The 23,858-nt window shown below is 58.7% G+C and carries 18 protein-coding genes and 4 tRNA genes; 8 read left to right on the top strand and 14 right to left on the bottom strand.

Annotated features, from left to right (window positions below):
- Window positions 1-210: 210 nt before the first annotated feature.
- The 9 genes from K0H47_RS20655 to K0H47_RS20615 all read right to left on the bottom strand — a co-directional run bounded on the left by K0H47_RS20655 (window position 211) and on the right by K0H47_RS20615 (window position 7,495).
- Window positions 211-483: an HU family DNA-binding protein gene (locus K0H47_RS20655; protein WP_003174819.1), complete on the bottom strand. Its 273-nt coding sequence runs from the start codon at window positions 481-483 to the stop codon at window positions 211-213.
- A gap of 146 nt (window positions 484-629) precedes the next feature.
- Entirely contained in the window at window positions 630-3,026 is a 2,397-nt protein-coding gene (gene lon / locus K0H47_RS20650) for an endopeptidase La (RefSeq protein WP_063028604.1), read from the bottom strand.
- A gap of 151 nt (window positions 3,027-3,177) precedes the next feature.
- Entirely contained in the window at window positions 3,178-4,461 is a 1,284-nt protein-coding gene (gene clpX, locus K0H47_RS20645) for an ATP-dependent Clp protease ATP-binding subunit ClpX (RefSeq protein ID WP_003207856.1), read from the bottom strand.
- Window positions 4,462-4,573: 112 nt separating this feature from the next.
- A complete protein-coding gene (gene clpP, locus K0H47_RS20640) occupies window positions 4,574-5,209 on the bottom strand; it encodes an ATP-dependent Clp endopeptidase proteolytic subunit ClpP (RefSeq protein WP_003174822.1) in 636 nt (211 codons plus the stop codon).
- 92 nt (window positions 5,210-5,301) lie between these two features.
- Window positions 5,302-6,612: a trigger factor gene (tig, locus tag K0H47_RS20635; protein WP_008431940.1), complete on the bottom strand. Its 1,311-nt coding sequence runs from the start codon at window positions 6,610-6,612 to the stop codon at window positions 5,302-5,304.
- A 402-nt stretch (window positions 6,613-7,014) separates the two neighbouring features.
- Window positions 7,015-7,090 (bottom strand) — tRNA-His (locus K0H47_RS20630).
- A gap of 82 nt (window positions 7,091-7,172) precedes the next feature.
- Window positions 7,173-7,257, bottom strand: a tRNA-Leu gene (locus K0H47_RS20625).
- Window positions 7,258-7,310: 53 nt separating this feature from the next.
- Window positions 7,311-7,386 (bottom strand) — tRNA-His (locus K0H47_RS20620).
- Window positions 7,387-7,418: 32 nt separating this feature from the next.
- Window positions 7,419-7,495, bottom strand: a tRNA-Arg gene (locus K0H47_RS20615).
- 230 nt (window positions 7,496-7,725) lie between these two features.
- Here K0H47_RS20615 and folD point away from each other — a divergent pair.
- Window positions 7,726-8,580 (top strand): bifunctional methylenetetrahydrofolate dehydrogenase/methenyltetrahydrofolate cyclohydrolase FolD, encoded by an 855-nt coding sequence (folD, locus tag K0H47_RS20610; RefSeq protein ID WP_063028602.1) that lies wholly within the window; start codon window positions 7,726-7,728, stop codon window positions 8,578-8,580.
- A gap of 208 nt (window positions 8,581-8,788) precedes the next feature.
- The gene (pbpG, locus tag K0H47_RS20605) at window positions 8,789-9,721 is read left to right on the top strand and encodes a D-alanyl-D-alanine endopeptidase (protein WP_093207988.1); all 933 of its coding nucleotides are present in this window, start codon (window positions 8,789-8,791) and stop codon (window positions 9,719-9,721) included.
- A 46-nt stretch (window positions 9,722-9,767) separates the two neighbouring features.
- On the opposite strand, the gene K0H47_RS20600 is transcribed toward pbpG, so the two are convergent.
- Window positions 9,768-10,397 carry a peptidase C39 family protein gene (locus K0H47_RS20600; protein WP_219273535.1) on the bottom strand — a complete coding sequence of 210 codons (630 nt, stop codon included), beginning with the start codon at window positions 10,395-10,397 and terminating at the stop codon, window positions 9,768-9,770.
- Between the two features lie 263 nt (window positions 10,398-10,660).
- On the opposite strand from K0H47_RS20600, the gene K0H47_RS20595 reads away from it, so the two are divergent.
- The gene (locus tag K0H47_RS20595) at window positions 10,661-10,822 is read left to right on the top strand and encodes a hypothetical protein (RefSeq protein WP_010166825.1); all 162 of its coding nucleotides are present in this window, start codon (window positions 10,661-10,663) and stop codon (window positions 10,820-10,822) included.
- A 4-nt stretch (window positions 10,823-10,826) separates the two neighbouring features.
- Here K0H47_RS20595 and K0H47_RS20590 read toward each other — a convergent pair whose 3' ends face one another.
- Window positions 10,827-11,237, bottom strand: a complete 411-nt coding sequence (locus K0H47_RS20590; RefSeq protein ID WP_017476929.1) for a hypothetical protein — start codon at window positions 11,235-11,237, stop codon at window positions 10,827-10,829.
- A 216-nt stretch (window positions 11,238-11,453) separates the two neighbouring features.
- Between K0H47_RS20590 and K0H47_RS20585 the strand changes: the two genes are divergently transcribed.
- Genes K0H47_RS20585 through K0H47_RS20575 form a run of 3 tightly spaced genes read left to right on the top strand, consistent with a single transcriptional unit; the run spans window position 11,454 to window position 17,233 of the window.
- Window positions 11,454-14,675, top strand: coding sequence for an efflux RND transporter permease subunit (locus K0H47_RS20585; RefSeq protein WP_063028596.1), 3,222 nt, complete (start codon window positions 11,454-11,456; stop codon window positions 14,673-14,675).
- Window positions 14,665-15,831 carry an efflux RND transporter periplasmic adaptor subunit gene (locus tag K0H47_RS20580; protein ID WP_093207981.1) on the top strand — a complete coding sequence of 389 codons (1,167 nt, stop codon included), beginning with the start codon at window positions 14,665-14,667 and terminating at the stop codon, window positions 15,829-15,831. Before K0H47_RS20585 ends, K0H47_RS20580 begins: the two co-directional genes overlap by 11 nt.
- Entirely contained in the window at window positions 15,815-17,233 is a 1,419-nt protein-coding gene (locus K0H47_RS20575) for an efflux transporter outer membrane subunit (RefSeq protein WP_093207978.1), read from the top strand. The genes K0H47_RS20580 and K0H47_RS20575 overlap by 17 nt, the downstream gene beginning before the upstream one ends.
- 222 nt (window positions 17,234-17,455) lie before the next feature.
- Here K0H47_RS20575 and K0H47_RS20570 read toward each other — a convergent pair whose 3' ends face one another.
- Window positions 17,456-17,908: a hypothetical protein gene (locus tag K0H47_RS20570; protein ID WP_177026949.1), complete on the bottom strand. Its 453-nt coding sequence runs from the start codon at window positions 17,906-17,908 to the stop codon at window positions 17,456-17,458.
- A gap of 470 nt (window positions 17,909-18,378) precedes the next feature.
- Here K0H47_RS20570 and K0H47_RS20565 point away from each other — a divergent pair, with 470 nt between their 5' ends.
- Window positions 18,379-18,627 carry a DUF6124 family protein gene (locus K0H47_RS20565; RefSeq protein WP_177026950.1) on the top strand — a complete coding sequence of 83 codons (249 nt, stop codon included), beginning with the start codon at window positions 18,379-18,381 and terminating at the stop codon, window positions 18,625-18,627.
- Between the two features lie 123 nt (window positions 18,628-18,750).
- Here K0H47_RS20565 and K0H47_RS20560 read toward each other — a convergent pair whose 3' ends face one another.
- On the bottom strand, window positions 18,751-20,034 hold the full coding sequence (locus tag K0H47_RS20560; protein WP_063028590.1) for a Zn-dependent hydrolase: 1,284 nt from the start codon (window positions 20,032-20,034) through the stop codon (window positions 18,751-18,753).
- 179 nt (window positions 20,035-20,213) lie between these two features.
- Window positions 20,214-21,701, bottom strand: a complete 1,488-nt coding sequence (locus K0H47_RS20555; RefSeq protein WP_003207834.1) for an NCS1 family nucleobase:cation symporter-1 — start codon at window positions 21,699-21,701, stop codon at window positions 20,214-20,216.
- A gap of 601 nt (window positions 21,702-22,302) precedes the next feature.
- Here K0H47_RS20555 and hydA point away from each other — a divergent pair.
- On the top strand, window positions 22,303-23,742 hold the full coding sequence (hydA, locus tag K0H47_RS20550; protein ID WP_063028588.1) for a dihydropyrimidinase: 1,440 nt from the start codon (window positions 22,303-22,305) through the stop codon (window positions 23,740-23,742).
- Window positions 23,743-23,858: the final 116 nt, after the last annotated feature.

Below are 23,858 nucleotides of genomic sequence, written 5' to 3'. Positions count from 1 at the left end.
AACTTCAAAATTAGGCAACCGTGGAGCGTGGGTAGAGTCCGGATAGAAGAAAGGCGCATCCGAGGATGCGCCTTCTCGTAACTGGCGGAGCGGACGGGGGTTTGAACCCACACCCCCGGCGTGGCGACCCGATGGATACTTGGGTCAGCTGCCGCTCCGCTGCCAGGTCAGACCTTCGTCCGACCCGGATGGGTAAGGCTTGAGCGAAGCTTAGTTAACGGCTTCTTTCAGGGCTTTACCGGCTTTGAAACCTGGTTTTTTGGCAGCGGCGATTTGCAGAGCCTTGCCAGTCTGTGGGTTACGGCCAGTGCGAGCTGGACGATCGGTCACAGAGAAAGTACCGAAACCAACCAGTACCACAGAGTCGCCGGCCTTGAGAGCGCCAGTGACGGATTCGATTACTGCGTCCAGCGCACGGCCAGCAGCGGCTTTCGGGATATCAGCAGATGCAGCGATAGCATCAATCAGTTCCGACTTGTTCACTCTAAGTCCCCTTTTATCTATTGAGTATGATTCTAAGTTTTTTGGTGAAAGCAAAAACCAGTGCTGAATGGCCTACAGACACTTAAGAGCCGCTTTATAACAAGGGCTCTAAAAAGCTGTCAAGGAAGCCCCCAGGCTTAAACGTATTAATGCGTGCTAATTCTTTCCTTAGAGTCAGACTCGCGTTTTTCATCCTTTGCAACTATCTCCGGAGCCACATCCGGCAAGGGCTCCGGCGCGTATTGCAGCGCAATTTGCAGGACCTCGTCAATCCATTTAACCGGTTTAATCTGCAGATCCTGCTTGATATTGTCAGGAATCTCCTTCAAGTCGCGAACATTCTCTTCAGGAATGATCACGGTCTTGATACCACCACGGTGTGCAGCCAGCAATTTCTCTTTGAGGCCACCAATGGCCAGTACCTGACCACGCAGGGTGATTTCCCCGGTCATGGCGACATCGGCGCGCACCGGAATGCCGGTCAGTGCTGATACCAGTGCCGTGCACATGCCTACGCCTGCGCTAGGGCCGTCTTTCGGGGTCGCCCCTTCCGGCATGTGGATGTGGGTGTCGTGCTTCTCGTGGAAGTCCAGGGGGATCCCCAGGCTCTTGGCGCGGCTGCGCACCACGGTCTGCGCGGCAGTGATGGATTCGACCATCACGTCCCCCAGGGAACCGGTCTTGATCAGTTGCCCTTTGCCCGGGATAACGGCGGCCTCGATGGTCAGCAATTCGCCGCCCACTTGAGTCCACGCCAGGCCAGTGACCTGACCCACCTGGTCCTGCTGCTCAGCCAGGCCGTAGCGGAATTTACGCACGCCCAGGAAGTGTTCCAGCAGGTCAGCGGTGACCTTCACCGAGAAGCGTTTTTCCAGCGCATGTTCCTTCACGGCCTTGCGGCAGATCTTCGCCAGTTGACGCTCAAGGCCCCGCACACCGGCCTCGCGGGTGTAGAAACGAATGATGTCGCGGATCGCGTCGGCATCAAATTCGATCTCGCCTTTTTTCAGGCCGTTGGCCGCAATCTGCTTGGGCGAGAGGTATTTGACAGCGATGTTGATCTTCTCGTCCTCGGTGTAACCCGGCAGACGAATCACCTCCATCCGGTCCAGCAAGGCTGGCGGAATATTCATCGAGTTGGAGGTGCACAGGAACATTACGTCGGACAGGTCGTAGTCGACTTCCAGGTAATGGTCGTTGAAATTGTGGTTCTGCTCAGGGTCGAGCACTTCCAGCAAAGCCGATGCCGGATCGCCACGCATGTCGCTGCCCATTTTGTCGATTTCATCGAGCAGGAACAGCGGGTTGCGCACCCCCACCTTTGTCATCTTTTGAATCAATCTTCCTGGCATCGAACCGATATAAGTCCGGCGATGACCACGGATTTCCGCTTCATCACGCACGCCACCCAAGGCCATGCGTACGAATTTACGGTTTGTTGCGTGAGCAATCGACTCGGCCAGCGAGGTTTTACCCACGCCAGGAGGACCAACCAGGCACAACACCGGGCCGCGAATCTTCTTCACGCGCTTTTGCACGGCAAGGTATTCGAGGATGCGTTCTTTGACTTCTTCGAGACCGTAGTGATCGGCGTCCAGAATATCTTCGGCGCGAGCCAGGTCCAGGCGCACCTTGGTCTGGGCCTTCCACGGCACCTGCACGAGCCAGTCGATATACGAGCGAACCACGGTGGCTTCGGCCGACATCGGCGACATCTGCTTGAGCTTGTTCAGCTCGGCGGTGGCCTTGGTCAAGGCGTCTTTCGGCAGGCCGGCGGCGTCGATGCGCTTTTTCAGCTCTTCGATTTCGTTATGGCCCTCCTCGCTGTCGCCGAGCTCTTTCTGAATGGCCTTCATCTGCTCATTCAGGTAGTACTCGCGCTGGCTGCGCTCCATTTGCTTTTTGACACGGCCGCGAATGCGCTTCTCAACCTGCAGCAGGTCAATTTCGGCATCCAGCAGCGCCAGGACGTGTTCGACCCGGGCCGACAAATCGATGATTTCGAGAATGTCCTGCTTCTGCTCGATTTTCAGCGCCATGTGCGCGGCCATGGTGTCGACCAGGCGACTTGGCTCATCAATGCTGTTGAGGGAAGAGAGGACTTCTGCAGGAACTTTCTTGCCCAGCTGCACGTATTGCTCAAACTGGGACAGCAAGCTGCGCACGAACACTTCGGATTCGCGCTCAGGGGCGTCGACTTCGTCGATCAGCGCCACTTCGGCGCGCAGGTGGCCGTCCACTTCCATGAAGCGCTCGACCGCACCGCGCTGCTCACCTTCCACCAGCACCTTGACGGTGCCATCAGGCAGCTTGAGCAGTTGCAGGACCGTTGCAACGGTACCAACGCGATACAGGGCGTCTTCGCCCGGATCATCGTCAGCAGGATTTCTTTGGGCCAACAGCAGGATCTGCTTGTCGCCCGTCATCGCGGCCTCGAGGGCTTCGATAGACTTCTCGCGCCCCACGAACAGCGGGATAACCATGTGCGGATAGACGACGACATCACGCAACGGCAGGAGAGGCAATTCGATGGTTGTCTTCATGATTTCGCCTCTATGACAGATGAAAGTAAGCTTGAAACCAAGATGGGGGCTGCCTGCAAAAAAAACAAGCGTAATGGCATCAGTTAAACGCAGTAAAAACAAAGGGGCCCGTCAAGGCCCCTTTATTTTGTACAGCTCGGCGGCGCAACGCTTACGCGTCTGGCGCAGCCTTGGCAGCCGGCTCACTGTTTTCGTAGATATACAGTGGCTTGGACTTACCTTCTATAACGCTTTCGTCGATCACCACTTTACTCACCTCGGACTGCGAGGGGATTTCGTACATGGTGTCGAGCAGTACGCCTTCGAGGATCGAGCGCAAACCACGGGCGCCGGTCTTGCGCTCCAGTGCCCGCTTGGCCACCGATTTGAGCGCGTCCGCACGGAACTCGAGGTCCACACCTTCCATCTCGAACAGCTTGGCATATTGCTTGGTCAGGGCGTTTTTCGGCTCGGTGAGGATCTGCATCAACGCAGCCTCATCCAACTCGTCCAACGTCGCCAGCACCGGCAGACGACCAACGAATTCCGGGATCAGACCGAACTTGACCAAATCGTCAGGCTCGACTTCACGCAGGGATTCACCGACTTTCTTGCCTTCTTCCTTGCTGCGTACTTCTGCACTGAAGCCAATGCCACCGCGGGTGGAACGGTTTTGAATAACCTTTTCCAGACCGGAGAACGCACCGCCACAGATGAACAGGATGTTGCGCGTATCAACCTGAAGGAATTCCTGCTGTGGATGCTTGCGGCCGCCTTGTGGCGGTACGGAAGCAACAGTACCTTCGATCAGTTTCAACAGCGCTTGCTGCACGCCTTCACCGGAAACGTCCCGGGTGATCGACGGGTTGTCGGATTTGCGCGAAATCTTGTCGATTTCATCGATGTAGACAATGCCCATTTGGGCCTTTTCCACGTCGTAGTCGCATTTCTGCAGCAGCTTCTGAATGATGTTCTCGACGTCTTCACCTACGTAACCGGCCTCGGTAAGAGTGGTTGCGTCGGCGATGGTGAAGGGAACGTTCAGCAGGCGAGCCAGGGTTTCTGCAAGCAGGGTTTTACCCGAACCTGTAGGACCGATCAGCAAGATGTTGCTTTTGCCGAGCTCGACATCGTCACTTTTCTTGTCACGCTGGTTCAGGCGCTTGTAGTGGTTGTACACCGCTACGGCCAGAACCTTCTTTGCACGCTCTTGACCAATCACATACTGATCAAGGATGCCGCTGATTTCTTTAGGCGAAGGCAATTTATGCGCGCTGCTTTCGGCCTGAGCTTCCTGCACCTCCTCACGGATGATGTCATTGCACAGGTCGACGCACTCGTCGCAGATAAAGACCGAGGGGCCGGCAATCAACTTGCGTACTTCATGCTGGCTTTTGCCACAGAAGGAGCAATAGAGCAGCTTGCCGTTGTCCTCGCCGTTGCGGGTGTCAGTCATTCGTTCGATCCAAATCCGATAGGCTTGCAACACAAGATGAAGGCTATTGAGGGCTTTTTCAAGCCCACTGGTGGTCGGACCTGCCGACCAGCCCTATTTTGAGCTGCTTATATTAAGCGGGGCGCTTTTCGATCACTGCGTCGATCAACCCGTATTCACGCGCGGCTTCGGCGCTCATGAAATTGTCACGGTTGGTGTCGCGCTCGATCTCTTCCAGGGTATGCCCGCTATGTTTGGCCATCAGCGTGTTGAGACGCTCACGAATAAAGAGGATTTCCTTGGCATGGATTTCGATGTCCGATGCCTGGCCCTGGAAACCGCCCAGTGGCTGGTGAATCATCACACGCGAGTTCGGCAGGCAGTAACGCTTGCCCTCAGCACCAGCGGTCAGCAGGAAAGCACCCATGCTGCACGCCTGACCGATACAGGTGGTCGATACGTTCGGCTTGATGAACTGCATGGTGTCGTAGATCGACATGCCAGCTGTTACCGAACCGCCCGGGGAGTTGATGTAGAGATGGATGTCCTTGTCCGGGTTTTCCGCTTCAAGGAACAGCAGCTGCGCACAGATCAGGTTGGCCATGTAGTCCTCTACCGGACCAACCAGAAAGATCACTCGCTCCTTGAGCAGGCGCGAGTAGATGTCATAGGCGCGTTCGCCACGAGCAGATTGCTCGACAACCATCGGGACCAGGCCGCCAGCGGCCTGGATATCAGAGTTCTGCTGAATATACGAATTACGGAACATGCTCTGCAGTTACTCCCAAATAGTCATGTCTTGAATACGCATAAGCCAGCGCGAGGCTGGCTTATGGGTGTATTTTCAAACGAGTTGAGCGATCAGTCGGCTTGTGCTGCTTCAGCCGGCTTGACTGCTTCTTCGTAAGAGACCGCTTTATCGGTCACCTTAGCCTTCTGCAGAACAGTATCCACAACTTGCTCTTCCAGCACAACCGAACGCACTTCGTTCAGCTGCTGGTCGTTCTTGTAGTACCAGGACACGACAGCCTCAGGCTCCTGGTAGGCCGAAGCCATTTCCTGGATCATTTCGCGAACGCGGGTTTCGTCTGGCTTGAGGTCGAATTGCTTGACCACTTCAGCCACGATCAGACCCAGTACAACGCGGCGCTTGGCTTGTTCTTCGAACAGCTCGGCAGGCAGTTGGTCAGGCTTGATGTTGCCACCGAACTGCTGAACAGCCTGCACACGCAGACGATCAACTTCGTTGGACAGCAGGGCCTTCGGCACTTCGATCGGGTTGGCGGCCAGCAGACCGTCCATCACCTGGTTCTTGACCTTGGATTTGATGGCCTGACGCAGCTCACGCTCCATGTTCTTGCGAACTTCGGTGCGGAAACCTTCGATGCCGGTTTCCTTGATACCGAACTGGTTGAAGAACTCTTCGTTCAGTTCTGGCAGCTTAGGCTCGGAAACGGTGTTGACAGTCACGGTGAACTCAGCGGCTTTGCCAGCCAGGTCCAGGTTCTGGTAGTCAGCCGGGAAAGTCAGGTTCAGAACGCGCTCTTCGCCGGCTTTGGCGCCAACCAGGCCGTCTTCGAAACCAGGGATCATGCGGTTGGAGCCCAGTACCAGCTGGGTGCCCTTGGCGGAGCCGCCAGCGAATGCTTCGCCGTCAACCTTGCCAACGAAATCGATGTTCAGCTGGTCTTCGTTCTGGGCAGCGCGATCGGCCACTTCAAAACGAGTGTTCTGCTTGCGCAGGATTTCCAGCATGTTGTCCAGATCGGAGTCAGCAACATCAGCGCTCAGGCGCTCGATGGCGATCGAATCGAAACCGGCAACTTCGAATTCAGGGAACACTTCGAAGATTGCAACGTATTCCAGATCCTTGCCTGCTTCCAGGGACTTAGGCTCGATGGAAGGCGAGCCAGCCGGGTTCAGCTTTTGCTCGACAACGGCTTCGTAGAAGGAAGCCTGGATCACGTCACCTACAGCTTCCTGACGTGCATCAGCACCGAAGCGGCGCTTGATTTCGCTCATTGGCACTTTGCCTGGACGGAAACCAGCGATCTTGGCCTTTTGGGCAGTCTGCTGCAGACGCTTGTTGACCTGGGTCTCGATGCGCTCGGCCGGCACGGTGATGCTCATGCGGCGCTCAAGAGCAGAAGTATTTTCAACAGAAACTTGCATGGATATTCCTCGTTGCACAGACGTTAGCTGGCCGTTTCCGACCCCAGAATCAAGGGCATGCATTCTAGTGGGTCAAACTCAAGAAGTCACCCTACTGAAAACGGGTAAAAAAACAGCAGGCAATTTATAGGTACGAATGCACGAGTGCAGCTCGCCCCGGTAGCAAATACATCCCATCACGCCAGGGCTCTGCGCCAACCCTTCTATATATAGAAGCAGCTGCCAATCATCTCCCTGACAACCGACCCTGCGGACAAGGCCAGCGAGCAGTGCGGCATCATCGCGAAACATAAATACGACGAAACGCCCTGCCCCTGCAGCCCAGCACCTGCGACTGCGTTGAAACTCAAACCGCTGAAACAAAAAAGGCGCCAGACTATTAATCTGGCGCCTTTCGAAATATGGGGTGGACGAAGGGGATCGAACCCTCGACAACGGGAGTCACAATCCCGTGCTCTACCAACTGAGCTACGCCCACCATATTGCGTGACCAAAAAGCCCGTCAAAATGGCTATTTGTTGAGCCTCGCGACGACCATACGGCCTTCACGAAACTTTATTTGGTGCGGATGAAGAGACTCGAACTCTTACACCTTGCGGCGCTGGAACCTAAATCCAGTGTGTCTACCAATTCCACCACATCCGCATGAAGCTCTTAAAGCAAAGGCGCCAGACTGTTAATCTGGCGCCCTTTAAATATGGGGTGGACGAAGGGGATCGAACCCTCGACAACGGGAGTCACAATCCCGTGCTCTACCAACTGAGCTACGCCCACCATATTGCGCTACTTGTGCCAAAGCTGCCTAATGGCGCACCCGGCAGGACTCGAACCTGCGACCATCCGCTTAGAAGGCGGATGCTCTATCCAGCTGAGCTACGGGCGCCTTATTAATCTGTACTCTTGGAGGATTACAAACTAACCAGTGCTAGGCTGTGCCCGACAAGTGCGACGAATAGTATAGATGCACCCGAAACCCGTCAAATCCTTTTTATAAAAAATTCATTTTATTTAAGGGGTTAGGGGAATTTGCAGACCAAGCGCCTTTGCCCTCGCGCCATGGCATGCGAGAATGCGCGCACTTTTCTTCCCCCTCTCGATGGTTAATCACGCGTAATGACTGCACAACTTATCGACGGCAAATCAATCGCCGCCAGCCTGCGCCAGCAGATCGCCAAACGAGTCGCCGAGCGCAGCCAACAAGGCCTGCGCACGCCGGGCCTCGCGGTGATCCTGGTCGGCAGCGATCCTGCCTCTCAGGTTTATGTCTCGCACAAGCGTAAAGACTGTGAAGAGGTCGGCTTTATTTCAAAAGCCTACGACTTGGATTCCGACACCACCCAGCAGGCCCTCACCGACCTGATCGACAGCCTCAACGACGATCCGGCCATCGACGGCATCCTGCTGCAGCTGCCCTTGCCCGAGCACCTGGACGCGTCGAAACTGCTCGAACGCATCCGCCCGGACAAAGACGTCGACGGCTTCCACCCTTATAACGTCGGTCGCCTGGCCCAGCGTATCCCGCTGCTGCGCCCGTGCACCCCGAAGGGCATCATGACCCTGCTGGAAAGCACCGGCGTCGACCTGTATGGCCTGGATGCAGTCGTTGTCGGCGCATCAAACATCGTCGGTCGCCCGATGGCCATGGAACTGCTGCTGGCCGGCTGCACCGTGACCGTCACCCACCGCTTCACCAAGGACCTGGCGGGCCACGTTGGCCGCGCCGACCTGGTGGTAGTCGCCGCCGGCAAGCCGGGCCTGGTCAAGGGTGAATGGATCAAGGAAGGCGCCATCGTCATCGACGTAGGCATCAACCGCCAGGACGACGGCAAGCTGGTGGGCGACGTGGTGTACGAAACCGCCCTGCCCCGCGCTGGCTGGATCACCCCGGTCCCGGGCGGCGTTGGCCCGATGACCCGTGCCTGCCTGCTGGAAAATACCCTGTACGCAGCCGAAACCCTGCACGGCTAATAACCAGCCGCTCTGAAAAAGCCCTGCCTTATCGCAGGGCTTTTTATTGGCCGGATAAAAAGTACTTTTTTCTTTGTTTTTAAGGGCTTTCATCTGTTTTCAGAAGAACATTCGACAGTTTCTGATCCATACTCCTAAAATGTAACGGCATTTATCAGAAAGTCCGTGCAGAACGGTATATCCCTACTTTTTTAGCGAGTTCATCCGCGTGAAAATTCATCTTTCCATCATCAGCCTATTTTTTGCATTTACAGGCACCTTCGCGAGCGCCAGTGAAACCACCATGGCTCCCCGCGACATGTCCACCCTGCACATCGCTTCCGGCAGTGCGATGGTGGTAGACCTGCAGACCAACAAAGTCATCTATGCCAGCAACCCGGATGTCATCGTGCCGATCGCCTCAGTGAGCAAACTGATGACCGGCCTGATCGTGCTGGAAGCCAAGCAAAACATGGACGAGTACATCGACATCAACATCAAGGACACGCCAGAGATGAAAGGCGTGTTCTCCCGGGTCAAGATCGGCAGCGAGATGCCGCGTAAAGAGATGTTGCTGATTGCCCTGATGTCCTCGGAAAACCGCGCCGCCGCCAGCCTGGCCCACCACTACCCGGGCGGCTACCCGGCGTTTATTGCGGCGATGAACGCCAAGGCCAAGGCGCTGGGCATGACCAGCACCCACTATGTAGAGCCCACCGGCCTGTCGATCCACAACGTGTCCACCGCCCGTGACTTGAGCAAACTGCTGGCCGCTGCACGCAAGTACCCGATGCTCAGCCAGTTGAGTACCACCAAGGAAAAGACCGTCTCGTTCCGCAAACCCAACTACACCCTGGGTTTCTCCAACACTGACCACCTGATCAACCGCGCCAACTGGGACATCAAGCTGACCAAGACCGGCTTCACCAACCAGGCCGGCCACTGCCTGGTGCTGGTGACCAGCATGGGCAATCGCCCGGTGTCGCTGGTGATCCTCGATGCCTTCGGCAAATTCACCCACTTTGCCGATGCCGGGCGCATCCGCAGCTGGGTCGAAACCGGCAAGAGCGGCTCGGTGCCAGACGTCGCATTGCGCTACAAGGCTGACAAAAACCTGAAGAACCGCCCACGGGCGAATGTTCAGGTCACCGAATCCCGCTGATTGGTAAACACACACATAAAAAACGGCGCCCTTGAGCGCCGTTTTTTTATTTGGCCTGACTGGCCAGTGTCTTGACTGCTTGGGCCGCCGCCTGTTCCTGGCCCGCCTGGGCCGTGGCGCTGGCAGCCTGCTGCCAGCGCTGGGCGTCGACCTTGACCGGCAACTGGGTGGGCCGCTGAATCAGTACCGCCCACTTGCCGCCGTCTTTCCACGCCGACTCAAACGCGCTGAAATCCATCGGCATGCGTCGCGCCAAGCCTGAACGCAGCAACACCATGCTCTTCTGCTTGTTGTACCCCACCACCACGACATACCGCGGCCCGGCCCAGAAGGTCGAGCCCTGGGTGATACGCGCCATCACCGGGTACCCGGCCGCGACCTGTGCCAGCAGCGCCGGCAACTGATCTTCCAGCGGGTACACCAACATCCCGTATTCACGGGCCAGCACCTGCATGTTGCGCTCAAGGTCCGCTTCAGCGCCCGGCAAATGCAGTGGCTTATCCAATAGCCCCGGTGTAATCACAATGCCTTGTTGGGACAGCATGCTGGCCAGAGCGGCCGGGCCACCGAGGTAAGTCTCACCGCGAAACGCCGGCACGCCCTTGAGCTCGACGCTCTCCGGCACGCCCGGGATGCTCGTGGGTTTTGGATGCGAGGTGCAGGCCGCCAGCCCCATGAAACAGGCTGCGACCCACCAGGAGATTTTAATGTTCGAGGGAAACCGCAACTTCTTCACTCACTTGATCAACTGCCGACGTGGGCCCTGATCATAGGACGCTCCGGGGCGCGGGTATAGCCTTGTGCCGCAGTAAAAGGCCCGCCATAGAGCAAACAAGTTGGACGCACACGACCATTGGTCAATAGCAGGCAACCTGCGGATAGCTAGACTGTCCATTGAGAAGAGAGTGTGTGCCCGGTACCGGGCGAAAGGAGGCACTTATGAGCCTGACAACAACGATTCTGCTTTTGATCTGTGGCTGGTTGGCCGTCGCCGCCGCCATGCTTTGGGGCGTGATGCGCGTGACCCGCCGGCACCATCACCCACAGGTAAAACCCGCAGCACCCGGCAAGCTGCACAAACCCGCCGGGCACCACGCCTGACGCCTTAGCCAGGCATGCAACTGAAGTCATCGGTCTGCGCCAATTCCTTGCCGTGGCTATCCTTCAACTCGGCACGCACCGTCGTACCCAGGCTGGATTCCACCAGGGTGTAATGCTCGCCGGCCTTGAAGTTGCCGTAGGTCACATGCCCGCGACAATCCTGCTGGTTATCATCCCCCGCCTCTTCTTCAAACAAGGTGACATCCAGGCGATGCGCGCCGGGTTTCACTTCGAAGTAGCGGCCATCATTAATGTTTTTACCGTCTACCCGCTCGGCCATCAGGTCGTTGGGTGCCTCCTCTTGCAGGCCGATCCAGGCTTCGCTCGGGTCCGCCTTAGGCATCGGGCCGGCACACGCCGACAACAGCAGGACCGCACTCAAGGCCGGGATCAACAACAAGGGTTTAAGAGACATGGCAGAACTCCAAATGGATAAAGAGTGAACAGGCGAAACAGCTCCCGTTCGATCGGTATCCAGCTTGGTACTGTCACCATTGTTGAACAAATGAATACATATGAAAGGATCTTCAGCCGTTAACTAAATCTTCCTTCACCTGGCTGAAAGGTGCGTGTTAGGTGGGTCGGGCAAGACTGCCGGGGTTTGCAATCCCACTCCTTTGGAGGTTACGGCATGCTCGGGCTGGTAAAGACCGCACTGCTCAAGCCCTACACGTTTATCGTGCTGGCAATATTCATCTGCATCATTGGGCCCATGGCGGCCTTGCGTACCCCCACTGACGTATTTCCCGATATTGGCATCCCGGTCGTCGCGGTGGTGTGGCAGTACAACGGCCTGTCTCCGGACGCCATGGCCGGTCGGGTGATCTACACCTACGAACGCTCTCTGAGTACCACCGTCAACGACATCGAACACATTGAATCGCAGTCGTTACCCGGCATGGGCATCGTGAAGATTTTCTTCCAGCCCGGTGTGGATATCCGCACCGCCAACGCCCAGGTAACAGCGGTGTCACAAACCGTGCTCAAGCAGATGCCACCGGGCATCACCCCACCACTGATCCTCAACTACAGCGCCTCCACGGTGCCGATCCTGCAGATGGCGTTCTCCAGCCCCAGCCTGTCGGAAGCGAAAATCCGCGACCTGGTGCAGAACAATATCCGCCTGCCCCTGAGTGCCCTGCCCGGCCTGGCCATGCCCACGCCAATGGGCGGCAAGCAACGCCAGATCACCCTCGACCTCGACCCGCAGGCGCTGGCCGCCAAAGGCCTCTCGGCACAGGACGTGGGCAACGCCCTGGCCCTGCAAAACCAGATTATCCCGGTGGGTACCGCCAAACTCGGCCCCAACGAATACACGATCTTGCTCAACAACAGCCCCAAGGCGATTGATGAGCTCAACGACCTGCCGATCAAGACGGTCGACGGCGCGATCATTACCATCGGCCAGGTGGCCCACGTGCGTGACGGCTCGCCGCCGCAGACCAACATCGTGCGCGTCGACGGCCACCGTGCGGTGCTGATGCCGGCCCTGAAAAACGGCAGCATCTCCACCCTGTCGATCATCGACGGCATCCGCCAGATGCTGCCGCGCATCAATGAAACGTTGCCGCCTTCATTGAAGACCTCACTGCTCGGCGACGCCTCGGTGTTCGTTAAGCAGTCGGTGGGCAGCGTGGCCCAGGAAGGCATCATCGCCGCCTTGCTCACCAGTGCGATGATCCTGCTGTTTCTCGGCAGCTGGCGCTCGACCCTCATCATCGCCGCCTCGATTCCCCTGGCGGTGCTCTCGGCCATCGCACTGTTGGCGGCCACCGGGCAAACCCTCAACGTCATGACCCTCGGCGGGCTGGCGTTGGCGGTGGGGATCCTGGTGGACGACGCCACGGTGACCATCGAGAACATCAACTGGCACCTGGAGCAAGGCAAGGCGGTGAAGGACGCGATCCTCGACGGCGCCAAGCAAATCGTCGGCCCGGCATTCGTGTCCCTGCTGTGTATCTGCATCGTGTTTGTGCCGATGTTCATGCTCCAAGGCATCGCCGGCTATCTGTTCCGTCCGATGGCGTTGGCGGTGATTTTCGCCATGGCCAGCTCGTTCATTCTGTCGCGAACGCTGGTGCCGACCCTGGCGATGTTCCTGCTCAAGCCACACGTACCGGAGCAAGGCCAGGGCCATCACCCGGAAGACGAATTCATCAACCATCACGAGGGCGACCAGCACCAACCCCAGCGCAACGCCGTACTGCAATCAGTGCTGAATTTCCAGCAGGGTTTCGAGCGTCACTTCTCCAACGTGCGCGACGTTTACCACAGCCTGCTGACCCTTGCCCTGGGTGCACGCAAGCGATTCATCGTGGGTTTTCTGGCGTGCATCCTCGCCTCGTTCCTGCTGCTGCCAAGCCTGGGCCAGGACTTCTTCCCGGCCACCGACGCCGGGGCCATGGCCCTGCACGTGCGCTTGCCGTTGGGCACGCGGATCGAAGAAAGCGCCGCCGCGTTTGACCGGATCGAAGCGCGGATTCGCGAGATCGTTCCGGCCGATGAACTCGACACCATCGTCGACAACATCGGCATCCCGCTAAGCGGCATCGACATGGCCTACAGCAGCAGCGGCACCATCGGCCCACAGGACGGTGATATCCAGGTCACCCTGAAAAAAGACCACGCGCCGACCGCCGACTACGTGAAAAAACTGCGTGAAGCCCTGCCCGAAAGTTTCCCCGGCAGCCAGTTCGCCTTCCTGCCGGCGGACATCAGCAGCCAGATCCTCAACTTCGGTTCACCGGCCCCGCTGGACGTGAAAATCTCCGGGCGCAGCGATGAAGAAAACCGCGCCTACGCCGTGGAACTGGAACGTCGCCTGAAACACGTACCGGGCATTGCCGACCTGCGTATCCAGCAGTCCACCGGCTACCCGTCTCTGCAAGTCAACGTGGACCGGATGCGCGCCAACGGCCTGGGCATCACCGAGCGTGACGTGACCAACAGCATGGTTGCGTCCCTGGCCGGCAGTTCGCAAACCGCACCGACGTTCTGGCTGAACCCGGCCAACGGCGTGTCGTATTCAATCGTGGCTGCAACCCCCCAGTACCGCCTCGACAGCCTGCCGTCCCTGGAAGCGCTGCCGGTGACCGGTGCCGATGGCCAGTCGCAAATCCTCGGCGGCGTAGCGACCATTTCTCGCGTGCAAAGCCCGGCGGTGGTCACCCACTACAATATCGAACCGACCCTGGACCTGTACGCCAACGTGCAAGGCCGCGACCTCGGTGGCGTCGCCAGCGATGTGCAAAAAGTGCTGAATGACATGGCCCCGATGCGTCCCAAAGGCGCGACCATCAGCCTGCACGGGCAGATCGATGCGCTGCATGAAGCGTTCAACGGCTTGAGCTTCGGCCTGCTCGGCGCGGTGGTGCTGATCTACCTGCTGATCGTGGTCAACTTCCAGTCCTGGACCGACCCGTTCGTGATCATCACCGCGCTGCCGGCGGCCCTGGCGGGCATCGTGTGGATGCTGTTCCTCAGCGGCACCTCGTTGTCGGTGCCCGCACTCACGGGGGCCATCCTCTGTATGGGCGTGGCCACCGCCAACTCGATCCTGGTGGTGAGCTTCTGTCGAGAGCGCCTGGCCGAACACGGCGATGCACTCAAGGCCGCATTGGAAGCCGGCTACACCCGTTTCCGCCCGGTCTGCATGACCGCTCTGGCGATGATCATCGGCATGTTGCCGCTGGCCTTGTCCGAAGAACAAAACGCGCCGCTGGGACGTGCCGTGATCGGCGGCCTGATCCTCGCCACCACTGCCACTTTGCTGTTTGTACCCGTGGTCTTCAGTTTGGTCCACGGTCGTCACCCTACTCGCGCTGCTGCTGGAGAAACCCCACATGTCGTCTGATCACAAACCCTCGCGCAAGCGTCTGATGCTCATGGGTGTCGGCGGCCTGACACTGGCTGCCCTGTTGGTCGCCAACGGCCTGCACGCCCGTACGATGCATGAAAAATCCGTCACCGCCTGGACCGAAACCGCCGCCGTGCCGCAGGTGCTGGTGTTCCAGCCAAAGCAGAACGCGGCCGGCGACACCCTGCGCCTGCCCGCGCACCTGGAAGCCTGGAGCAAGGCACCGATTCATGCGCGGGTCAGCGGTTACTTGAAAGACTGGAAAGTCGACATCGGCAGCCAGGTCAAGGCCGGGCAAATCCTCGCCGAGATCGACAGCCCCGACCTCGACCAGCAAGTAGCACAAACCCACGCGCGCATGGTGCAGGAACAGGCCAACGCACGCCTGGCGGAGACCACCGCCACCCGCTGGAAAAACCTGCTGGACAGCCATTCGGTATCGCGCCAGGAGGCCGATGAAAAAACCTCCAACGCACTGGCTGCCAAGGCTAACGCCCAGGCCGCCGAGGCTGACTATGCGCGGCTCTCGGCGCTGGAAGACTACAAGACCATTCGCGCGCCATTCGCCGGTGTGATCACCGCGCGCAACACCGACATCGGACAGTTGATCAAGGCCGACAGCGACAGCGATCCCGAGCTGTTCGACATCGCCGACACCCACCAACTGCGCCTCTACGTGCCGGTGCCGCAGAACTATGCGGCGGTGATTCATCCCGGGTTGGCCGCCCAACTGACGGTACCCGAGCACCCCGGCGAACACTTCAGCGCGAAGCTGATGGGCGACTCCACCGCCATCGACCGCCGCTCCGGCACGCTGCTCGCGCAGTTCGTGGCCGACAATCCGGACGGCAAGTTGCTGCCCGGCGACTACGCAGAAGCCACCCTGGCGATTCCGGCAGATACCCATGGCGTGAGCATCCCGGCCAGCGCCCTGATCTTCCGCGCCCAAGGTACCCAGGTCGCGGTACTGGACGCCAAGAACCACGTGCACCTGCAAGACATCCACATCGGCCTCGACCTCGGCGAGCGCTTGGTGATTGACCAGGGCCTGAAACCCGCCGACCGCGTAGTCGACAACCCACCCGACGCCCTGCGCGAAGGCGACGCCGTGCAGCTGGCCGACGCCGGAGGTGCCCATGCGCCCAAGGCTTAAACCCCTCGCGGCCTTGGTGTTGCTGGCGCTGCACGGTTGCTCGCTGGCGCCCACCTACAAGGCGCCAACCCTTGACCTGCCGGCCAAGTACCGCGAACAGACCAGCGATGGCCCGTGGCACAGCGCGCAACCGTCCGACCAACTGGCGCCGAAGTGGTGGCAGCTTTACCAGGACCAGCGCTTGAACGATCTGCAGGAACAACTGCTCAAGGCCAACCCGGACCTGGCGGCGGCGCTGGCGCATTTCGATGCGTCCCAGGCGTATGCCAGCCAGTTGCATGCCGGTTTGTTCCCGCAAATCACCGCCAGCGCACAGCCTTTGCGTCAGCGCCAATCGGATTCTCGGCCGCTGCGGGGCGATACCCAGCCTTCGGTGTACAACAGCAACACGGCGGGGTTTGCGCTGAGTTTTGATCTGGACCTGTGGGGCAAAATCCGCAACCAAGTGGCGGCTGGCGATGCACAGGCCCAAGCCTCCGGGGATGATTTGGCGGTGGCACGCCTGAGCCTGCAGCATCAGTTGGCGACGCTGTACGTGCAGCTCAACGGCCTGGATGCCCAGAGCCGGATTCTCAGCAGCTCGCTGGATGATTTTGGCCAGGCACTGAAACTGACCCGCAGCCGGTACGAAGGCCAGATCGCCTCGGAACTGGACCTGACCCGGGCGCAGAATCAGCTGGCTGAAGCCGAAGCGCAGCTTGACGATGTACGCGGTCAGCGCAATCTCACCGAGCATGCGATTGGGGAATTGGTGGGTGTGTCGGCCAGTGAATTCCAGCTGCCGCCGAGCCAGCAATTGATCGCCTTGCCGGGAATTCCCCAACAGCTGCCGAGCCATTTGCTGCAACGTCGGCCGGATATTGCAGCGGCGGAGCGGCGGGTGTTTGCAGCCAACGCGAATATCGGCGTGGCCAAGGCGGCGTGGTACCCGGATTTCAGTTTGACCGGCTTGATTGGCGGGCAGACCCAAGGTGTGGGCAACTTGTTCTCCGCCGCCAATCGGTATTGGGCGCTGGGGCCGCTGGTGAATCTGCCGATCTTTGATGGCGGCCGGCTGAGCGCCAATGAGCGCCAGGCCAAGGCGGAGTTTGAAGAGGCTTCGGCGCACTATCGTAGCCAGGTGTTAAGAGCCGTGCGTGAGGTGGAAGACAACCTTGGGCAACTGCGTGATTTGCAGCAGGAAGCAATGGATGAACAGGCCGCCGCGAATGCTGCGGAGCACACCCAGGCGCTGGCGATGAACAGTTATCAGGCGGGGGCTGTGAGTTACCTGGATGTGGTGACGGCACAGACCGCAGCGTTGCAGGCACAGCGCACATTGCAAGCGGTGCAGACGCGGCAGTTGCAGGCGAGTGTTGGGTTGGTGACAGCCCTCGGCGGAGGCTGGAAGCCCGACGCCTGATACAAATCTCGAGCCCACCCTGGATCAAATGTGGGAGCTGGCTTGCCTGCGATAGCGGAATCTCAGGTACTGCAACTGTGTCTGAAACACCGCTATCGCGGGCAAGCCCGGCTCCCACATTTGAGAGGAGTGAAGCCTGGCGACTCAGGCCGCCAGTTTGCCGCTGGCAATCGCCACCGACGTGGGTCAGTCAAACATCTCTAGACTGAGCCACCGCCAATTTCAATCTTCCGGCCGACTATTCAGAAAAACACTCACTGCTGTGTAATCGCTGCCATTGGCATGTCGATACAGCGTACTGCTGTGATAGTCGGATACATCCCCCGCCACCGACACATTGATCGTACGGCCCTGAACATCAACTTTTGCCGATGCGTCACGCGAAATTAGAAATGGGCTGGCATCCCTCAACGCAGCCAATACTTCACTGTCGTCCTCCAAGGCCCGGTAAACGTAATATCGATAGCTGAACGGAACAGTTCCCCCTCCACGGTCATCCTTGACGCCATAGATGGCCCCGTCAGTGCCAAGTGGCACTCTCATTACAACTTCTGTCAATTGCGGATGCCCCGGCGATAGCAGCCAATGACCGCCGATATACACCAGGCAAAACGCCAATAGGATCGTAGTGACAACTGAGTAAACCGGCTTTCTAGTAGTTCCTGAACCTGGCATACCTGATTCCTTCCTTGATCCAATATTGGTCGACTCTCGTCGAGCAATTTCCCCGCATTAGATACTTGCGTGGAGGAAGCTAAAACTGGAAGGCCGAGATGATGAGAGACCGATGAACAAAGGAGACTTCGTACAAAGGAGCAGGACATGCCTTACAACCCATCCTCGAAACGACATATTTCCTACGCTTCTTTCGGGTTGCTGGTCGGAACGGGCACCACTAGTCTTCGCCAGTCGCTGCCAATTCAGCGACCGGACGTGAGAAATCCGAACGACTCCATTGGCGCAAAAGCGCCCGCCGTATACAGTGCAGGCGCTTTTTCTGTGCTCGCTGTTATGGCGGCTGTGCGCGGGCACGCTTCGGCGTGGCCAAGCTCCTGGGGTCTTGGTTTTCTCACTCCGCGTACAGCTGCCACCTTCGTTCGTGAGAAAAACCTGGTGGTAGTCTCTAACTCTCCAGGAACTACATCATGATCAAAGACAGTCCAAATCCTCCTTCCGATTCAAACCTGCTCTTCACCCTCCGTCCTGGGCTCGATACCGAAACCCTGCTGCTTAATGCCTCTCAGGATCTGGAATCCATCAATGCCATCGCCGCGCACTTGGCCTTTGAGGTTGATGGTTCACAGCGCAGTGTGGTGCTGGGGATGTGTCGGATGCTGGAGGGTGTGCAGTTGCTTGTAGATCGGGTGGTGGATGCGACGGTAGCCGTGAGCTGACCCATAATTGTGGGAGCTGGCTTGCCTGCGATAACGGAGTGTCAGGCACTGCAACTGTGTCTGAAACACCGCTATCGCGGGCAAGCCCGGCTCCCACATTTGAGAGGAGTGAAGCCTGGCGACTCAGGCAGCCAGTTTGCCGCTGGCAATCGCCACCGACGCCGCCACCATCGCCCTCAGCAACACCGCACACCCCGCCGCCAGATCATCCGGCGCGGCATTCTCGATTTCGTTATGACTGATGCCGCCTTCACACGGCACAAAGATCATCCCCGCCGGCCCCAGCTCCGCGACGAAAATCGCGTCATGCCCTGCCCCGCTCACAATGTCCATGTTCGACAGTCCCAGACCATTGGCCGCATCACGCACGGCATCCACGCAGCCTTTGTCGAAGTACAGCGGCGGGAAGTCAGCGGTGGGTGTCATCTCGAACGTCAGGCCGTGCTTGGCGCAGGTCTCGTCGATCACCTTGCGCACTTGGGCAATCATTGAATCCAGTCGTGCCGGTTCCAGATGACGGAAATCCAGGGTCATGCGCACTTCGCCAGGAATGACGTTGCGTGAACCGGGATACGCTTGCAGGCAACCGACGGTGCCGCAGGCGTGAGGCTGATGACCCAACGCAGCCGCATTGACAGCGGCGACCACAGCAGCGGCACCTACCAATGCGTCTTTGCGCAGGTGCATGGGCGTTGGGCCTGCGTGCGCCTCAACTCCGCGCAATTTCAGGTCGAACCATTTCTGGCCAAGGGCGCCCAGCACCACACCGATGGTTTTCTTTTCATCCTCAAGAATCGGGCCTTGCTCGATATGCGCTTCGAAATATGCACCTACCTTGTGCCCGCTCACGGGACGTGATCCGGCATAACCAATAGCATTCAGCGCATCGCCCACGGTCACGCCGTCGGCATCCGTCTTGGCCAGCGTATCGGCCAGGGTGAATTTCTCGGCAAACACCCCGGACCCCATCATGCATGGCGGAAAGCGCGAGCCTTCTTCGTTGGTCCACACCACCACTTCCAGCGGTGCTTCGGTTTCCACTTTCAGGTCATTGAGTGTGCGCAACACCTCAACACCTGCCAGCACACCAAAACAGCCATCAAACTTGCCGCCGGTGGGCTGGGTGTCGATGTGGCTGCCGGTCATCACCGGCGGCAGCTTGGGATTGCGCCCTGGCCGACGGGCGAAGATATTGCCGACGCCATCGACGGTCACGGTACAGCCCGCCTCCTCGCACCACTTCACAAACAGGTCGCGGGCCTGGCGATCGAGGTCGGTCAGGGCCAGGCGGCAGACGCCGCCCTTGGGGGTGGCGCCGAGCTTGGCGAGTTCCATCAGGGACAGCCACAGACGATCGCGGTTGATGTGCTGATGGGTGGATTGCAGAACGTCTACGGCAGCGTTCATGGGGATCTCCTCAGGCAGTAGTTCTTATGAATTTGACCAGACTCTCACTGGCAGACTGCGATCAAAAATGTGGGAGCGGGCTTGCTCGCGAATACGGTGTGCCAGTCGCCCGATGTGTTAGCTGAATCACCGCCTTCGCGAGCAAGCCCGCTCCCACATTGGATTGCATTCCACATCGATTAAAGCGGTGTTTTTACGGCGACTACGCGGGCGCCGCGCTTCATGCACAGGGCGTAATACAGCAACCCGCCGAGTGCCGAGCCGGTGAACCAGCCGTAGCTGTAGAACCAGCTGAACGCGTCGCTGCCCAGCGACAACAGCGTCAGCACCACCGGCACGCCAAAGGCCAGGAAGCCATGCCAGTTCCACGCCGGGTACACGTCATCGCGGTACAAGCCGGCGAGGTCCAGTTGCTGTTTCTTGATGATGAAATAGTCCACCACCATGATCCCGGCAATCGGCCCCAGCAGGCTTGAGTAACCCAGCAGCCAGTTGGAGTAGACGGTTTCCAGACTCACGTCGGAGATGATCAGCCCAAGCTTTTTCAGCAGTTCGTGGGCCATCAATGCCAGGCCCACCAGGCCGGTGAGGACCACCGCCGTGGTGCGGTTGATCAGCTTGGGCGCGATGTTCTGGAAGTCGTTGGTGGGCGAGACGATGTTCGCCGCGGTATTGGTGGACAAGGTGGCGATGATGATCAGCGCCATGGCCACGGCTACCCACACCGGGCTCTGGATATGGCCGATCAGGGTTACCGGATCGGAGACGCTGACGCCCACCAGTTTCACCGAGGCAGCGGTCATGATCACGCCGAGGGCGGCGAACAGGAACATGGTCAGCGGCAGGCCGAAAATCTGCCCGAGGATCTGGTCTTTCTGGCTCTTGGCGTAGCGGCTGAAGTCGGGGATGTTCAATGACAAGGTGGCCCAGAAACCCACCATCGCCGTCAGGCCCGCCATGAAGTAGCCGGTGAGGCTGGCGCCTTCGGGACGTTTGGGCGGGATCGCCATCAGCTCGGTCAGCGAGACATTCGGCAGCGCCCACACCAGCAGCCCGATCCCCACGGCCACCAGCAGTGGTGCCGACAGGGTTTCCAGCCATTTGATCGACTCGGCGCCACGTAATACCACCCACAGGTTCAGGGTCCAGAAGATCATGAAACCGATCACTTCACCGGTGCCACCAAGGGATTTCCAACCCTCGAAAATCGACCCCAGGAACAGGTGAATCGCCAACCCGCCAAACATCGTCTGGATGCCGAACCAGCCGCACGCCACCAGGGCGCGGATCAGGCACGGCACGTTGGAGCCAAGCACGCCGAAGGACGAGCGCAGCAACACCGGAAACGGGATGCCGTACTTGGTACCGGGGAAGGCGTTGAGGGTCAGCGGGATCAGCACCACGATATTGGCCAGCAGGATCGCCATCAGCGCCTCGCCCACCGACAACCCGAAGTACGCAGTGAGAACGCCGCCCAGGGTGTAGGTCGGCACGCACACCGACATGCCGATCCACAGCGCGGTGATGTGCCACTTGTTCCAGGTGCGTTCGCGCACCTTGGTCGGTGCCATGTCGTGGTTGTAGCGGGGGCTGTCGAGGACGTCGGGGCCGGCGTCGAGTTCGTACAGGCCGTTGCGCTCAATGACTTGCGATCTGTTCTGTTGCATGGCCGCTCCACGGTTTTTTCGAATTATTTTTGCTCACCCCGTAACGTGCACGGGATGGCCGGAGTACCTCGTTGACAACATGACATCCGGGACCCGACCAACCGCCACCGCACTCAATAACCGTGCCGTAAACCGTTGCCCTTCCCGCACCGCTTATATAACTCGCTGATGTTTATCAGCTTTATTGTCTCGACCGAAGAGCCCCTCGTTACTTTCAGCGTTACTCAGGCCAAATAACGCAGAAGTTGTCCGAACCCTCAGAGCTCAATCTGGTGCAACACAATTATTTTTATTTACCGGCCCCGTCAAGAGGCATGTCTCAAGCGTCTGATTTGCAATAGGAAATGTTGCTCATATTGGGAACCTGTCAAGTGCGTCAAAATGGTGAGAGGCCGCTACATTTTGGTGATTTTGTTTTTTTATCTTTAAAATTCAATTACTTAATCTCAATATAAGCTTATAAAAAATATTCTTGCTCATTCGAAAAACTCGGGCTAGTTTCTATTCCTGTCACCGCTGACAGGAATTAAATCTCCAGCGGCGCGATGCATGACAACACTTAGAACTGGCACAAGCCGGTCAAGCCTGTGAGGAACTCGACATGTCGCTGTTGATCCGTGGCGCTACCGTTATTACCCATGATGAAAGTTACCGAGCCGATGTTTTATGCGCAGACGGTCTAATTCGCGCCATTGGCACTGATCTGGATATTCCCGCCGGCACCGAGATACTCGATGGCAGCGGTCAATACCTGATGCCCGGCGGCATCGACCCCCATACCCATATGCAATTGCCCTTCATGGGCACCGTGGCCAGTGAAGACTTTTTCAGTGGCACGGCCGCCGGGTTGGCGGGCGGCACCACGTCGATCATCGACTTCGTGATTCCCAATCCGCAGCAATCCCTGCTGGAAGCCTTCCACCAGTGGCGCGGCTGGGCCGAGAAGTCGGCGTCCGACTATGGCTTTCACGTCGCGATTACCTGGTGGAGCGAGCAGGTCCGCGAGGAAATGGCCGAGCTGGTAAGCCAGCACGGCATCAACAGCTTCAAGCATTTCATGGCGTACAAAAACGCAATCATGGCCGCCGACGACACCTTGGTGGCGAGCTTCGAACGCTGCCTGGAACTGGGTGCGGTGCCGACGGTGCATGCCGAAAACGGCGAGCTGGTGTATCACCTGCAACGCAAGCTGATGGCCCAGGGCATTACCGGGCCTGAAGCGCATCCGCTGTCGCGGCCTTCGCAGGTGGAAGGCGAAGCCGCCAGCCGGGCGATCCGGATTGCCGAAACCATCGGCACCCCGTTGTACCTGGTGCACGTGTCTACCCAGGAAGCGCTGGATGAAATCACCTATGCCCGCAGCAAGGGCCAGCCGGTATACGGCGAAGTCTTGGCCGGGCATCTGCTGCTGGACGACAGCGTGTATCAACACCCCGACTGGCAGACCGCTGCCGGCTATGTGATGAGCCCGCCCTTCCGCCCACGCGGGCATCAGGAGGCGCTGTGGCATGGCCTGCAATCCGGCAACCTGCACACCACCGCCACCGACCATTGCTGCTTCTGCGCCGAGCAAAAAGCCGCCGGGCGGGATGACTTCAGCAAGATTCCCAATGGCACCGCCGGTATTGAAGACCGCATGGCGCTGTTGTGGGATGAAGGTGTGAACACTGGGCGCTTGTCGATGCAGGAGTTTGTTGCACTGACGTCTACCAACACCGCAAAGATCTTCAACCTGTACCCGCGCAAAGGGGCGATCCGCGTGGGAGCCGATGCTGATCTGGTGCTGTGGGACCCGCAAGGCACACGGACCATTTCCGCGAAGACTCACCACCAGAAAGTCGACTTCAACATCTTCGAAGGCAAGACCGTGCGCGGCGTGCCGAGCCACACCATCAGCCAGGGCAAGCTGGTCTGGGCGGATGGGGATTTGCGCGCCGAGCGTGGTGCGGGGCGGTATATCGAACGGCCGACGTATCCGCCGGTGTTTGAGCAGTTGAGCAAGCGGGCGGAGCGTTCCAGGCCGGTTGCTGTGAAACGCTGAAAGCGGCCTTCGGCCTATCGCGGGCAAGCCCGGCTCCCACATTTGAAATGCATTCCCCTGTGGGAGCTGGCTTGCCTGCGATGAGGCCGGTACAGGCAACAAAAAAACCACTGCCC

This window comes from Pseudomonas sp. Xaverov 83, assembly GCF_019352905.1.
Classification (GTDB): domain Bacteria; phylum Pseudomonadota; class Gammaproteobacteria; order Pseudomonadales; family Pseudomonadaceae; genus Aquipseudomonas; species Aquipseudomonas yamanorum.
The sequence above is the reverse complement of the archived record's forward strand: the minus strand, read 5'-3'. Positions and strand labels throughout refer to the sequence as shown.

What these genes read in the sequence shown, in the direction of transcription:
- K0H47_RS20565 (WP_177026950.1), top strand. Translation starts at nt 18,379, where the DNA reads ATGATCAAAGACAGTCCAAATCCTCCTTCCGATTCAAACCTGCTCTTC.
- K0H47_RS20585 (WP_063028596.1), top strand. Translation starts at nt 11,454, where the DNA reads ATGCTCGGGCTGGTAAAGACCGCACTGCTCAAGCCCTACACGTTTATC.
- K0H47_RS20580 (WP_093207981.1), top strand. Translation starts at nt 14,665, where the DNA reads ATGTCGTCTGATCACAAACCCTCGCGCAAGCGTCTGATGCTCATGGGT.
- K0H47_RS20560 (WP_063028590.1), bottom strand. Translation starts at nt 20,034, where the DNA reads ATGAACGCTGCCGTAGACGTTCTGCAATCCACCCATCAGCACATCAAC.
- K0H47_RS20570 (WP_177026949.1), bottom strand. Translation starts at nt 17,908, where the DNA reads ATGCCAGGTTCAGGAACTACTAGAAAGCCGGTTTACTCAGTTGTCACT.
- K0H47_RS20575 (WP_093207978.1), top strand. Translation starts at nt 15,815, where the DNA reads ATGCGCCCAAGGCTTAAACCCCTCGCGGCCTTGGTGTTGCTGGCGCTG.
- lon (WP_063028604.1), bottom strand. Translation starts at nt 3,026, where the DNA reads ATGAAGACAACCATCGAATTGCCTCTCCTGCCGTTGCGTGATGTCGTC.
- folD (WP_063028602.1), top strand. Translation starts at nt 7,726, where the DNA reads ATGACTGCACAACTTATCGACGGCAAATCAATCGCCGCCAGCCTGCGC.
- K0H47_RS20590 (WP_017476929.1), bottom strand. Translation starts at nt 11,237, where the DNA reads ATGTCTCTTAAACCCTTGTTGTTGATCCCGGCCTTGAGTGCGGTCCTG.
- tig (WP_008431940.1), bottom strand. Translation starts at nt 6,612, where the DNA reads ATGCAAGTTTCTGTTGAAAATACTTCTGCTCTTGAGCGCCGCATGAGC.
- K0H47_RS20595 (WP_010166825.1), top strand. Translation starts at nt 10,661, where the DNA reads ATGAGCCTGACAACAACGATTCTGCTTTTGATCTGTGGCTGGTTGGCC.
- clpP (WP_003174822.1), bottom strand. Translation starts at nt 5,209, where the DNA reads ATGTTCCGTAATTCGTATATTCAGCAGAACTCTGATATCCAGGCCGCT.
- hydA (WP_063028588.1), top strand. Translation starts at nt 22,303, where the DNA reads ATGTCGCTGTTGATCCGTGGCGCTACCGTTATTACCCATGATGAAAGT.
- clpX (WP_003207856.1), bottom strand. Translation starts at nt 4,461, where the DNA reads ATGACTGACACCCGCAACGGCGAGGACAACGGCAAGCTGCTCTATTGC.
- K0H47_RS20600 (WP_219273535.1), bottom strand. Translation starts at nt 10,397, where the DNA reads ATGGGGCTGGCGGCCTGCACCTCGCATCCAAAACCCACGAGCATCCCG.
- K0H47_RS20555 (WP_003207834.1), bottom strand. Translation starts at nt 21,701, where the DNA reads ATGCAACAGAACAGATCGCAAGTCATTGAGCGCAACGGCCTGTACGAA.